General features: G+C 64.3%; 14 protein-coding genes. 9 read left to right on the top strand and 5 right to left on the bottom strand.

The annotated features are described in order from the left end of the window. Window positions 1-9: 9 nt before the first annotated feature. Window positions 10-906: a LysR family transcriptional regulator gene (locus tag ACCQ08_RS14775; RefSeq protein ID WP_312462358.1), complete on the bottom strand. Its 897-nt coding sequence runs from the start codon at window positions 904-906 to the stop codon at window positions 10-12. 106 nt (window positions 907-1,012) lie between these two features. On the opposite strand from ACCQ08_RS14775, the gene ACCQ08_RS14770 reads away from it, so the two are divergent. From ACCQ08_RS14770 to ACCQ08_RS14740, 7 genes are all read left to right on the top strand, one after another. Next, window positions 1,013-2,215 carry a CaiB/BaiF CoA-transferase family protein gene (locus ACCQ08_RS14770; RefSeq protein ID WP_239811715.1) on the top strand — a complete coding sequence of 401 codons (1,203 nt, stop codon included), beginning with the start codon at window positions 1,013-1,015 and terminating at the stop codon, window positions 2,213-2,215. A 62-nt stretch (window positions 2,216-2,277) separates the two neighbouring features. Then, a complete protein-coding gene (locus ACCQ08_RS14765) occupies window positions 2,278-2,715 on the top strand; it encodes a MaoC family dehydratase (RefSeq protein ID WP_373450241.1) in 438 nt (145 codons plus the stop codon). Between the two features lie 66 nt (window positions 2,716-2,781). Beyond that, a complete protein-coding gene (locus tag ACCQ08_RS14760) occupies window positions 2,782-3,759 on the top strand; it encodes a tripartite tricarboxylate transporter substrate binding protein (RefSeq protein ID WP_312408856.1) in 978 nt (325 codons plus the stop codon). A 15-nt stretch (window positions 3,760-3,774) separates the two neighbouring features. After that, on the top strand, window positions 3,775-4,932 hold the full coding sequence (locus ACCQ08_RS14755; protein WP_373450223.1) for an acyl-CoA dehydrogenase family protein: 1,158 nt from the start codon (window positions 3,775-3,777) through the stop codon (window positions 4,930-4,932). Between the two features lie 16 nt (window positions 4,933-4,948). Next, window positions 4,949-5,980, top strand: coding sequence for an acyl-CoA dehydrogenase family protein (locus ACCQ08_RS14750; protein WP_312529878.1), 1,032 nt, complete (start codon window positions 4,949-4,951; stop codon window positions 5,978-5,980). Window positions 5,981-6,062: 82 nt separating this feature from the next. Continuing rightward, window positions 6,063-7,157 carry an enoyl-CoA hydratase/isomerase family protein gene (locus ACCQ08_RS14745; RefSeq protein ID WP_373450222.1) on the top strand — a complete coding sequence of 365 codons (1,095 nt, stop codon included), beginning with the start codon at window positions 6,063-6,065 and terminating at the stop codon, window positions 7,155-7,157. Between the two features lie 123 nt (window positions 7,158-7,280). Further along, window positions 7,281-9,245: an oleate hydratase gene (locus ACCQ08_RS14740; RefSeq protein ID WP_373450221.1), complete on the top strand. Its 1,965-nt coding sequence runs from the start codon at window positions 7,281-7,283 to the stop codon at window positions 9,243-9,245. A 90-nt stretch (window positions 9,246-9,335) separates the two neighbouring features. On the opposite strand, the gene ACCQ08_RS14735 is transcribed toward ACCQ08_RS14740, so the two are convergent. The 3 genes from ACCQ08_RS14735 to smpB form a co-directional block, all read right to left on the bottom strand. Then, window positions 9,336-9,746, bottom strand: a complete 411-nt coding sequence (locus ACCQ08_RS14735; RefSeq protein ID WP_239811722.1) for an ATP-binding protein — start codon at window positions 9,744-9,746, stop codon at window positions 9,336-9,338. A gap of 89 nt (window positions 9,747-9,835) precedes the next feature. Then, window positions 9,836-10,213, bottom strand: coding sequence for a DUF4259 domain-containing protein (locus ACCQ08_RS14730; RefSeq protein ID WP_373450220.1), 378 nt, complete (start codon window positions 10,211-10,213; stop codon window positions 9,836-9,838). Between the two features lie 87 nt (window positions 10,214-10,300). After that, window positions 10,301-10,774 (bottom strand): SsrA-binding protein SmpB, encoded by a 474-nt coding sequence (smpB, locus tag ACCQ08_RS14725; RefSeq protein ID WP_021027262.1) that lies wholly within the window; start codon window positions 10,772-10,774, stop codon window positions 10,301-10,303. Between the two features lie 137 nt (window positions 10,775-10,911). On the opposite strand from smpB, the gene ACCQ08_RS14720 reads away from it, so the two are divergent. Both ACCQ08_RS14720 and ACCQ08_RS14715 read left to right on the top strand, forming a co-directional pair. After that, window positions 10,912-11,352, top strand: a complete 441-nt coding sequence (locus ACCQ08_RS14720; protein ID WP_239811724.1) for a type II toxin-antitoxin system RatA family toxin — start codon at window positions 10,912-10,914, stop codon at window positions 11,350-11,352. Between the two features lie 46 nt (window positions 11,353-11,398). Then, the gene (locus ACCQ08_RS14715; protein WP_312462373.1) at window positions 11,399-11,725 is read left to right on the top strand and encodes an RnfH family protein; all 327 of its coding nucleotides are present in this window, start codon (window positions 11,399-11,401) and stop codon (window positions 11,723-11,725) included. 67 nt (window positions 11,726-11,792) lie between these two features. Here ACCQ08_RS14715 and ACCQ08_RS14710 read toward each other — a convergent pair whose 3' ends face one another. Then, the gene (locus tag ACCQ08_RS14710; protein WP_373450219.1) at window positions 11,793-12,353 is read right to left on the bottom strand and encodes a DUF4124 domain-containing protein; all 561 of its coding nucleotides are present in this window, start codon (window positions 12,351-12,353) and stop codon (window positions 11,793-11,795) included. Window positions 12,354-12,399 lie beyond the last annotated feature (46 nt).

Raw genomic sequence — 12,399 nt, 5'->3', positions numbered from 1 at the left:
TTGGAGGCGTCAGCCCGTAGGCTGGAGCTTGAGCAGCAGTTCCTTCAAACGCTGCGCCGTGGCCACCGGCTGGCGCTGGTTTAACGCCAGCGCAATGCCGATCTGCGGCAGGTGCTGGGTGTCGGTCAGTTCGCGGAAGACGACGCCTGGCGTGGCGGCCTTGGCGACGACGGCGGGCACCAAGGCGACGCCCAGGCCCGCGCCCACCAGGCTTACCAAGGTCTGTGCCTGCACGGCATGCTGCTTGATCTTCGGCATGAAGCCAGCGTTCTGGCAGGCCAGCACCACCAGCGCATGCAGGCCTGGCACCTCGCTGGGGCGGTAGTTCACAAAGGGTTGGTCGGCCAGGTCGATCAGCTGCAGGCTCTCCTTGATCTGCAGCGGGTTGCCAGCGGGCAGCGCGGCAATCAGGCGGTCGGGCTCTACCGGGGTGATGGACAGCTCGGTGGCCTGGGTCACCGGGTAGCGCAGCAGGCCGGCATCAAAATCGCCGCTGGCGACCTGGGCGCAAATCTCACGCGTGGTCGATTCCGTCAGCACCAGGTCAATGGCAGGGTAGGCGGCCCGGAAGGCCTGCACCAGTTTGGGAATCAGCGAGAACGTGGCCGAGCCGATAAAGCCGATGTGCAGGCGCCCCAGCTCGCCGCTGGCAGTGGCCTGTGATACCGCCTGCACCTGGCGCGCATGGTAGAGCGCGAGCTTGGCGCTCTCCAGCGCAGCCCGGCCCGCGCCCGACAGCACGGTGCCGCGCCGGTCACGCTCGAACAGCTGCACGCCCAGGTCGTCTTCAAGCTTGCGGATCGACTGCGACAGCGGCGGCTGCGACATATGCAGCTGCTCGGCCGCCTGGCGGTAGTTCAGGGTGTGCGCCAGGGTGACAAAGTGGCGCAGTTGGCGCAAGTCCATTGATATCTCCTGTGTATCAGTACCTGTCAATTGCGACATAGACACAGTTGTGAAACATATCAAATAATGCCATTCATCGCTATCACCACAAAGACGGAGACAAGCCTTGAGTGCATTGACAGGCCTGCGGGTGCTGGACCTATCCAGCGTGATTTTCGGGCCGCTGGCCAGCCAGGTGCTGGCCGATTACGGCGCCGAGGTGATCAAGATCGAGCCGCCCGGCGGCGACTCCACGCGCTACACCGGGCCGGCTGCCGAGGCCGGCATGTCGGCGCTGTTCATGGGCTCCAACCGCAGCAAGAAAAGCGTGGTGCTGGACCTGAAGGCGCCCGAGGCCCAGGAGGCGCTGCATGCGCTGCTCAAGACCACCGATGTCTTCATGCACAGCATGCGCCCGCAAAAACTGGCCAAGCTGGGGCTGGACCCGGTGCGGCTGCGCAGCCAGTACCCGCGCCTGGTCTACGTGGGCCTGCATGGCTTTGGTGAAGATGGCCCCTATGCCGGCCTGCCCGCCTATGACGATGTGATCCAGGGCATGAGTGGCCTAGCCGACTTGATGGAGCGCCAGACTGGCGAGGCCCGCTACCTGCCGACCATTGCCGCTGACAAGACCTGTGGCCTGGTGGCAGCGCATGCGGTGATGGCGGCCCTGTTCCAGCGTGAACGCACGGGCGAGGGCAGCTTTGTCGAGGTGCCGATGTACGAGACCATGGTGGGCTTCAACCTGGTCGAGCATTTCTACGGCATGCATTTTGAGCCGGCACTCAGCGGCGCCGGCTACCCGCGCGTGATGGCGCCCTGGCGCAAGCCCTATAAAACCCTGGATGGCCATGTCTGCATGATGCCCTACACCGATGGCCACTGGCGCCGCTTCTTCGCCGCCGTGGGCCAGCCAGAGCTGGCGCAGGACGAGCGCTTTGCCACCCAGGCCCAGCGCACGCGCCATATCGCGACCTTGCTGGAAATTATGAGCAGCTATGTCGCGCAAAAGGACACCGCCTACTGGCTGCAGACCTGCGAGGCGCTGGAGATCCCCGCCGCCCCCGTCGCGCGCATGGACGACCTGCCGCGCGACCCGCACCTGCAGGCCACCGGCTTTTTTGTCGAAAAGCACGATCCCGCCATGGGCACGGTGCGTTTTCCGCGCTCCTCGGTGCGCATCGATGGGGCGCAGGCGCCCATCGGCATGCCACCGCGCCTGGGTGAGCACACGCAGCAACTGCTGCGCGAAGCCGGGTGGGGCGATGCCCGCATTGCCGCCTTGCAGCCCCCCGTGGCTGATGAACCGCTGAAAGAAAAAACGCCATGACCGCCCCTAACTGGATTTCTTCCACCGAGAACCGCGCCGCCACGCTGGCCGGCACCGCACGCATGGGCCAGGGCTTTGTCTGGCAGGACCTGCAGGTCGGCCAGCAGCTGCGCACCTTTCGCCGCACGGTGACGGAGACCGACCTGGTCAACTTCATCAACACCACCGGCATGCTTGAAGCCATCTTTATCGAGGACGGCTACGACGGCGGCGCGATCCGGGGCCGGCCGGTACCCGGTGCGCTCACCTACACCTTGATCGAAGGCTTCATCCTGCAAAGCATGATCCAGGGTACGGGCCTGGCCATGCTGGAGTTGCACCAGAAGATTCTGGGCCCGGTGGTGGTGGGCGACACGATCGAGGCGCTGGTGGAGGTAACCGGTATCCAGCCCACCAGCAAAGGTGGCCGGGCGGTGGTGACCTCGCGCATCGAGGTCTACAACCAGCGCCAGGAGCAGGTGATGGTCTACACCGCCGTGCGCCTGCTGGCCGGGCGCTAGCGCGGCATTGCGGTAGGTGGCCACCACGGCCTGCGTCAGATGAGAGAACCAATACAGGAGACAAAGATGCAATATGGTTTTGTACGCCGTTCGGCCCTGCTCGCGTTGGCGCTGGTGGCTGTTGGCGGGGCTGCGCAGGCGCAGGATCCCTGGCCCAGCAAGCCGATCACCTTGGTCGTGCCGTTTCCGCCGGGCGGGCCTACGGACATGGTGGCGCGGGTGCTGGCACAGCAGGTGGGCCAGCAGCTGGGGCAGACGGTGATCGTCGACAACCGGCCTGGCGCCAACGGCAATATCGGCAATGCGCTGGTGGCCAAGGCTGCCGCCGATGGCTATACGGTGCTCTACAACACCTCGTCGATTGCGCTCAGCCCATCGCTGTACAAAAAACTCAGCTACGACGTGGCCAGGGACCTGCGCCCTGTCGCGTTGACGGCCGTGGTGCCGCTGGGCCTGGTGGTCAACCCCAAGGTGCCCGCCCACACGGTGCAGGAGTTGGTGAAGTACGCGCAGGACAACAAGGGCAAGCTCTCCTACGGCTCGGCCGGCAATGGCAATGTCACCCACCTGGCCGCCTTTCAGGTGGTGCAGCACTATGGCATCGATGCCAGCCATGTGCCCTACAAGGGCAGTGCGCCGGCCGATGTGGACCTGGTCGCGGGCCAGATCGAGTTCATGACCGACACCATCAATTCGGTGGCGCCCTTCATCAAGGACGGCAAGCTCAGGCTGCTGGCGGTGAGCACGGCCCAGCGCATTCCGAATTTCCCCAACGCCCCCACGTTGGCCGAAAGCGGCATGACCGGCTTTGAGGCCGGTGCCTGGCAGGGTGTGATGGTGCCTGCCAAGACGCCCGATGCGGTGGTGCAGCGCCTGAACGCCGAACTGCTGAAGGCATTGAAGGACCCGGGCGTGCTGGAGAAGCTGCGCGTGCAGGGCACCGAGCCGCTGGGCTCTACCCCGCAGGCCTATGGCGACTACATCCAGAGCGAGATCAAGCGCTGGGCCGGCGTGGTCAAGAGCACGGGCGTGTCCCTGGATTGAACGAAAGCGAAGACGATGACGATTCTCAACGGACTGGCGCTGACGCGCATCCCGCCCGAGGGTGAGGCGCTGCGCGCCGAGGTGCGTGCCTTTTTGCAAGAGGCGGTCAAAGACATGCCCGCCCATATCCGCGCCAAGTCATGGAGCGGTTATGACCCCGCCTTCAGCCGCAAGCTGGGCGAGAAGGGCTGGCTGGGCATGACCTTTCCCAAGGCCTATGGCGGCCACGCGCAGGGCGCGTTTGCGCGCTATGTGGTGGTCGAGGAGCTGCTGAATTTCGGCGCCCCGGTCGGTTCGCACTGGATTGCCGAGCGCCAGAGCGCGCCGCTCATTCTGAAATACGGCACCGAGGCGCAAAAGCAGCGCTATGTACCGCCGGTGGCGCGGGGCGAGAGTTTTTTCTGCATCGGCATGAGCGAGCCCAATGCCGGCTCCGACCTGGCCAGCGTGCGCACCCGCGCCGTGCCCCATGAGGGGGGCTGGCTATTGAACGGCCAGAAGATCTGGACGACGAACGCCCAGCACTGCCAGTACATGATTGCGCTGGTGCGCACCTCGGGCGAGGCGGCTGACCGCCACAAAGGTCTGTCGCAGTTGATCGTGGACCTGAGCCTGCCGGGCGTCACCGTGCGGCCCATTGAGGACATGTCAGGTGATAGCCATTTCTGCGAGGTCTTCTTTGACAACGTGCAGCTCGCTCCCGATGCACTGGTGGGCGCCGAAGGGCAGGGCTGGGAGCAGGTCACCGCCGAGCTGGCCTATGAGCGCAGCGGCCCGGAGCGCCTGTTCTCGTCGGTGGTGCTGTTGGACCAGTGGCTGGCCTTTTTGCGCAGTCAGGCGGCGCCACGCGCCGAATCGCTGAAGCTGGCCGGCCAGATCCTGACGCGCCTGGCACCGCTGCGCGCGCTGTCGGTGGCGGTGCAAGAGAAGCTGGTGCAGGGCCAGAGCCCCATCGTCGAGGCCGCGCTGGTCAAGGACCAGGGCACCGTGCTGGAGCAGTACATTCCGGCCGCGATTGCCGATGACCTGATGGCGCTGGATGGCGAGGCCGTGCCGCATGAACTGCTGCTGACCCTGAACTACCTCACACTCGTCTCGCCCTGCTACACGCTGCGCGGCGGCACCCGCAGCATTTTGCGCGGCATGATCGCGCGCGGCCTGGGCCTGCGTTGAGCGCAAGGAGAAAAACATGGACCATTTGATTAACGAGGCCTTGCGCGATCTGCTGAGCGGCCAATGCACGCCCGCCGTGGTGCGCGCCATCGAGAGCGAAGCGGCAGCAAGTGCTGGGGCATCACCGGCTGCTGCGGCCCTGTGGCAGCAGATTGAAGATACCGGCTTTGCCGACCTGCTGCTGCCCGAGGCCGCTGGCGGTGCAGGCCTGGCCTTGCGCGATGCCTTTGGCGTATGGGATGTGCTGGGCCAGCATGCGATGCCGCTGCCGCTGGCAGACACCATGCTGGCGCGGGCCTGGCTGGCAACCGCCGGTGTGCCATTGCCGCAGGGCGCCATTGCATTGGCGCCGCAGCTGGCAGTGGCCGCCGGTGGCGTGCGGGCCACCGGTGTGCGCGGCGCCCGCGTGGCGCAATGGGTGCTGGGCCAGCAGGGCGCCGATCTGCTGCTGCTGCCGGTGGCTGCGGCGCAGGCCAGTGCCAGCATTTTTGTGCTGGATGCGGATCTGCTCTGGCCCGAAGCAGCACTGGCCTCTGCCCCGCGCGTGCCGGCCTTCGCCTCCTTGCTGGTCGCGCAGGCGGGGCTGGTCTCGGCCTTGCTGGCGGGCAGCCTGCTGACGGTGTTGGAGAGCAGCCTGAACTTTGCCAACGAACGCCAGCAGTTCGGCCGCCCGATTGGCAAGTTCCAGGCGATCCAGCATGAGCTGGCGGTGATGGCCGAGCATGTGAGCGCCGCGCGCATGGCCGCACAGATCGCCTGCGAGGCCGATGGCGTGGTGGCAGACCCGCTCAAGGTGGCGGTGGGCAAGGCGCGCAGCAGCGAGGCGGCTGTCGAGGTGGCCTCGCTCGCACACTCGGTCCACGGCGCCATCGGCTTTACCACCGAGTTTGACCTGCAGCTCTACACCCGCCGCCTGCACCTGTGGCGCCAGACGGCCGGCAGCGAAAGCTATTGGCAGCTGCAGGCGGGCCAAGCGCTGTTGGCTGCCGATGGCATGGCGCTCGATGTGATCCGCCAGATCACGGACAGCAGCGCGCCGGTAGCCTGATTTGGCACCTGATTGACCGCAGCCAGCGCCGTTTTTCGGCTATGGTGGCGGTTGTTTTCAGAAGAACAAGGAGTCAAGTCTTATGTCGGTCTACACCGAAGATGTGCAAAGCGAAGTGCGTGGTCAGCTGGGCTTTATCACGCTCAACCGGCCCAAGGCGCTGAATGCGCTGTCGCTGGCGATGGTGCGCGAGCTGCGTGATGTGCTGCTGCGCTGGCAGCAGGACGACAAGGTGCTGGCCGTCGCCATCCGGGGCAGCAACAAGGAGGGCGCGTTTGGTGCCTTCTGCGCTGGTGGCGATATCCGCTTTCTGCATGCCGCCGGCATGGCAGGCAACCCCGAGCTGGAGGATTTCTTCACCGAGGAGTATGCGCTCAACCACCTGATCCATCATTTCGGCAAGCCCTATATCGCCTTCATGGATGGCATCGTGATGGGTGGCGGCATGGGCATCAGCCAGGGCGGCAGCCTGCGCATCGTCACCGAGCGCACGAAGATGGCGATGCCCGAGACGGCCATTGGCCTGTTCCCCGATGTGGGCGGCGGCTACTTCCTGTCCCGCTGCCCCGGCCATGTGGGCGAGTACCTGGGCCTGACCGGCCAGATGATCGGCGCGGCCGATGCACTGGCCTACCGGCTGGCCGATGGCTACCTGCCCAGCGCGCAGCAGCAGGCGCTGTGGGACGGGCTGGCCAGCGGCAGCTTTGCCAACGGCGACGCGGTGCAGGCCTTTGTCAAAGCCGGCCTGGCACCTGCACCAGAGCGTGCAGCTAATCCCGATGCAGAGATCAACCAGTACTTTGGCCTGGCCGATGTGCCGGCCATCATCGCCGCGCTGGAGGCCGGCAACAGCGACTTTGCCCGCGCCACCGCCGAGACCTTGCGCAAGCGCTCACCGCTGATGCTGTTTGTCGTGCTCGAGCAGATCCGCCGCGCTCGCGGCATGCGCCTGGCTGACGACCTGCGCATGGAGCGCGACATGGTGCGCCACTGCTTCTATCTGCGGCCCGACCGCAAGAGCGAGACGCTCGAAGGCATCCGCGCACTGGCGGTGGACAAGGACCACGCCCCCCAGTGGAGCCCCGCCCGCATCGAAGACGTGAACCTGCAGGAAGTGGCGCAGATGTTTGCCAGCCCCTGGCCTGTGGAGGCGCACCCGCTGCTGGCGCTGAACTGAGCGACAGGACAGCGCAAGCGGCTACGTGGATGCGTAGGCGCTTGCCGCTCATCAATAGCGGGTGGGAGCCGGTGTGCTATACCTTGACGTCTGATCGTCAAGCTATCCATGAAAGGCAACAGCATGAAGCATGCAGACTCCCGGACCTCCTCGCTGCGCGTTGAGGCGAACATTGGTGAAGGCTTTTGGCGCAAGGGCCCCCAAGACAGCCTGCCGCCACCCGATATGACGGGCGCCTATATGCGCAACCGGCCGGTGCTGGGGGCGCCGGTTGCGGGGCGCAAGGCCTGGATCATCGGCAGCGGCATCGCCGGCCTGGCCGCAGCTTTCTACCTGATCCGTGACGGCGGCATGGCTGGCGAAGACATCACCATTCTGGATACCCTGGATGTGGCGGGTGGCTCGCTCGATGGTGCGGGCAATGCCGAGCAGGGCTATATCGTGCGCGGTGGCCGCGAGATGAACTGGAACTACGACAACTTCTGGGACCTGTTCCAGGACGTGCCGGCGCTGGAGCTGCCCGAGGGCTACAGCGTGCTCGACGAGTACCGCTACGTCAATGACAACGACCCCAACTGGTCCAAGGCCCGGCTGATGCACCAGCAAGGCAAGATCCGCGATTTCTCCACCCTGGGCCTGACCAAGGCGCACCAGTGGGAGATCGTCAAGCTGCTGCTCAAGCGCAAGGAGGAGCTGGACGACATCAGCATCGAATCCTATTTCAGCAAGAGCTTTCTGGAGACCAATTTCTGGTACCTGTGGCGTTCGATGTTCGCGTTCGAGAACTGGCAAAGCCTGCTGGAGATGAAGCTCTACATGCACCGCTTTCTCGATGCCATCGATGGGCTGACCGACATGTCGGCGCTGGTGTTCCCCAAGTACAACCAGTACGACAGCTTCGTCGTACCGCTGACGCGCATGCTCAAGGACAAGGGCGTGAAGGTGCAGTTCAACACCCGCGCCTATGACCTGGACATGCGCGAAGAAGCGGGCAGCCGCACGGTCACCGCGATCCGCTGCCGATCGGCGGGCCAGGAGGTACAGATTGACGTCGGTCCCCACGATGTCGTGTTTGCGCTGACCGGCTCGATGACCGAGGGCACGGCATATGGTGATCTGGATACGGTGCCGGTGCTGGCGCGAGGCAATGAGGAGCCGGGCGATGACAGCGACTGGACCTTGTGGAAGCGCCTGGCAGCCAAGTCGCCGGTGTTTGGCCGGCCCGAAAAGTTCTATGGCGATGTGAAGGGCTCGATGTGGGAGTCGGCCACGTTGACCTGCAAACCCTCGCCATTGATCGACAAGCTCAAGGAACTGTCGGTCAACGATCCCTACTCGGGCAAGACGGTGACCGGCGGCGTCATCACCTTCACCGATTCGAACTGGGTGATGAGCTTTACCTGCAACCGCCAGCCGCATTTCCCCGACCAGCCCGGCGACGTGCTGGTGCTGTGGGTCTACGCACTGCTGATGGACAAGAAGGGCAACCATGTGCCCAAGACCATGCCTGAATGCACGGGCCGCGAGATTCTGACCGAGCTGTGCTACCACCTCGGTATTGCCGACCAGATCGATGCGGTGGCGGCCAATACCAAGGTGCGCCTGGCATTGATGCCCTACATCACCGCGCAGTTCATGCCGCGCGCCGCCGGCGACCGGCCCCATGTGGTGCCCGAGGGCTGCACCAACCTGGCCTTGCTGGGCCAGTTTGTCGAGACCAGCAATGATGTCATCTTCACGATGGAGAGCTCGGTGCGCACGGCGCGCATCGGCGTCTACACCCTGCTGGGCCTGCCCAAGCAGGTGCCCGACATCAGCCCCACGCAGTACGACATCCGCAACATCATCAAGGGTGCGCGGGCGCTGAATGGCAACCAGCCCTTTGTCGGTGAACGTTTGCTGCACCGCGTGCTGGGCAAGACCTATTTCGCCCACATTCTGCCGCCGTTACCCGACAACGACGAGACCCTGCGCGAGCGTGCTGAATCGGAGCTGGCGCAGCTGCTGGGCAAGGGCGGCCAGGCTTTCGGCAAGCTGTCCGCCTGGCTGGAGCGCTACAGCAGCAATCTGCGCGATAAATCCAAATAATTGGCGTGCGGGGCGGCATGCCCCCATGCAAAGAGGTGGCCGCAGGGCCACCTCTTGTTGTATGCGCTGACGGTCAGGGCCGCTGGCCGATCAAGGCGTGGCGAGCTTCCACACACCGCCGCCCATGCCGTCGCCACGCTTGTCGCCCGCCTGGCTGTCCTTGGCGAAGTAGTACAGCGGCCAGCCCTTGTAGGCCCACTGCTGGGTGTTGTCCGTGCGGGTGATGATGCTGAAATCACCAATCGGCTTGGCGCCTGGGGCCACGCCCAGTGGCGGCCAGTTGGTGGCGCACTGCTGGTAGCAGGTGGATGCACCGCTGCCAGCAGTGTCCTTGGTGAAGGTGTAGAGCGTGCGGCCATCGGGGCCGACGAGCACGCCATCGGCGGAACGCACCGGGGTGCTGGTGGCGGCTTCCTTGTGGTCCTTGTGGTGCATCGAGCCACAGGCGGTCAAAAGGACGGCCGACAGCGGAATGGCCAGTACTGCGAGCTTGGAGAACATAGACAGCATCCAGGTTGGTTGATGGTGCCGACCAATATAGTGCGCGCTGATGTAGTGCCGTGTCAGACGGGCGCGCTATATCGCAGCCCTCAGCGCCCGGCTTCAGCGCTGGCGGCAGCCAGTTTCAGCATGCGGTCAAAGGTGGCGGCCAGGGTGTCGCGGCGGTTTTGGCGGTAGTCCTCATCCGGGTCTAGCTCGTCGATGCTGCCGTCCCACTCGCGCAAATAGATAAGCTTCCACTGCTGCAGCTCCTGCAGATCAGGCCAGCGCGGCGCCATGCCGTTTTCTGCCATCACGCACAGCAGCTCGATGCGGCAGGGAACGATATCGCCATCCCATTCATCGGCCTGCATGCTGTCCGGCGATGCCATCGCTTCCCGGATCTCTGCAATCAGCTGGCTGGTGGTGCCGCCGAGCCAGTCCAGTGCTGCGTCGTTGTCAAAATTGCCGTGTGACCAAGTTCCCATGCGGACCTCGCTACAAGAGATAGAGAGCAAAAAACAGGGCCACTCGTGATGGTGGCCCCATGGCAGTTACGCGGAAGTTGTCGCCGATCAGCGGTTGTGCACCTTCATCGCGCGCTCGACCTCGCGCTTGCCTTCGCGGTCCTTGATCACGTCGCGCTTGTCGTGCTCGGCCTTGCCCTTGGCCAGTGCAATATCGCATTTGGCCAGGCCGTTCTTCCAGTGCAGGTTGATGGGGACCAAGGTGTAGCCCTTTTGCTCGACCTTGCCGATCAGGCGCTTGATCTCGTCCTTTTTCATCAAGAGCTTCTTGATGCGCGCGGCATCCGGGCTCACATGGGTCGAGGCGGTCTTGAGCGGGTTGATCTGGCAGCCCATCAGAAAGAGCTCGCCGTTCTTGACGAGCACGTAGCCATCGGTCAGCTGGGCCTTGCCCTCGCGCAGTGCCTTGACTTCCCAGCCATGCAGCACCATGCCCGCTTCGAAACGTTCCTCAAAGAAATAGTTGAATGCAGCCTTCTTGTTATCGGCTATGCGGCTGTTGGTGTTGTTCGTCTTCGACATAATTGCAATATTAGGGGCAAAACGGCTTTCCCAAGCCCTTAGGGCTGCTGGATGCAGCGCTTTTTGTTCTGGTCTATGATTTTATGAATGTTTTGGGCGGCGGCCGGTTTGCTGCTGCAGCCCGCTCTCCTGTCTGCATGAAAACTGTCAACAAGTCCGTCCTGATCTGGTACAGCCCCCAGGAGATGTTCGATCTCGTGGCCGATGTGCCACGCTACCCAGATTTTCTGCCCTGGTGTGACCACGCGCATGTGCTGGAGCAGCACGCCGATGGCGTCACCGCCGAGGTAGGCATTGCGTTGGCGGGTATCAAAAAGTCCTTTGTCACCCGCAACACCTACGAGCCGGGCAAGCGCCTGCAGATGGCGCTGGTCAAAGGGCCGTTCTCGCAACTGCAGGGTGATTGGCGCTTTGAGCCGGTGGGCGACGGCAGCCAGCGCGCCTGCAAGGTATCGCTGAGCCTGAGCTACGGCTTTGACAGCATGGCGCTGGCCGCCGTGGTCGGCCCCATTTTCGACAAGATCGCCGCGACGATGATGGACGCGTTCATCCAGCGTGCCGAGAAAATCTATGGCTGATGCAGACACGGCGGCAGCAGCACCCGCTGGGGCGGCTGCAGGCCTGATGCAGGTCGAAGTGGTCTGGGCCGAGAATGGTGAACCCCACAGCGTGCAACTGCGGCTGCCCGCCGGTGCCAGCCTGGCCCAGGCCCTGGCTGCTGCCAGCGCACAAACCGGCCAGGTGTTTGCCGATACGCAGGACGCTGGCATCTGGGGCCGGCTGCGCTCCCGCAGCCAGCTTCTGGCAGATGGCGACCGGGTGGAGCTGTACCAGCCACTCAAGGTCGATCCGAAAAAGGCCCGCCGTGAGCGCTTTGCCAAGCAGGGCGCCCGCGGTACAGGCCTGTTTGCCCGGCGCAGGCCGCAGTCCAAAGCCGGCTATGGCGCTTGACCGCCGCGCGCCTTGAATGGAAAAAAGCCAAGCATCTGCTTGGCTTTTTGGCGGGTGGCGCGGGTGATCAGCAGTTGTTGAAGATGGCCTCATCGGTGCGCTTGATCTCGGAGGCGCGCTGTTCGGCATTCTGGAACACCATCTCTCCCTTTTCATTCGGTGCACGGACGGCCTTGCCGGTGTCATACATCGCCTTGGCCTGCTGCGCACGTTTGCAGTTGTCCGCCCTGGCCGCCGCTTGCTTGGCCTTCTCAGCAGCTTCGGCATCGGCCTTGGCCTTGGCGTCTGCGGCTTTTTTCGCCTCCAGCTCCTTGTCCTTGCCGGCGGCTGCCTTGGCAGCAGGGGCGGCCGCTACGGCCGCTGGTGCCGCTGCCGCATCGCTGGCTTCGCCCTCTTGCGGGGCAGGGCTGGCATCGCGCAGCGCGGGGCCTGTGCCCGAAGATTGCACACCCTTGAGCGCGCCATAACCCTTGGGGCGCTTGACAATGTTCTTCTCCGGCACCTCCAGCCCCGGTGGTCGGTCGCTGAAGACCTTGCGGCCATCTTTGTCGATCCACTGCCACTGGGCCATGGCGGGCGCGCCAATGCCAATGGCTACCGAGAGCAAGAGCAGCTTGATGAGTTTCATAGAAGGCGAGTGTAGCGTGCCGATTGTCGGTGCCGCACGAAGTTGT

This window comes from Comamonas sp. SY3 (assembly GCF_041730275.1).
Classification (GTDB): domain Bacteria; phylum Pseudomonadota; class Gammaproteobacteria; order Burkholderiales; family Burkholderiaceae_C; genus Comamonas; species Comamonas sediminis.
This window is presented reverse-complemented; position numbering and strand designations above follow the sequence as displayed.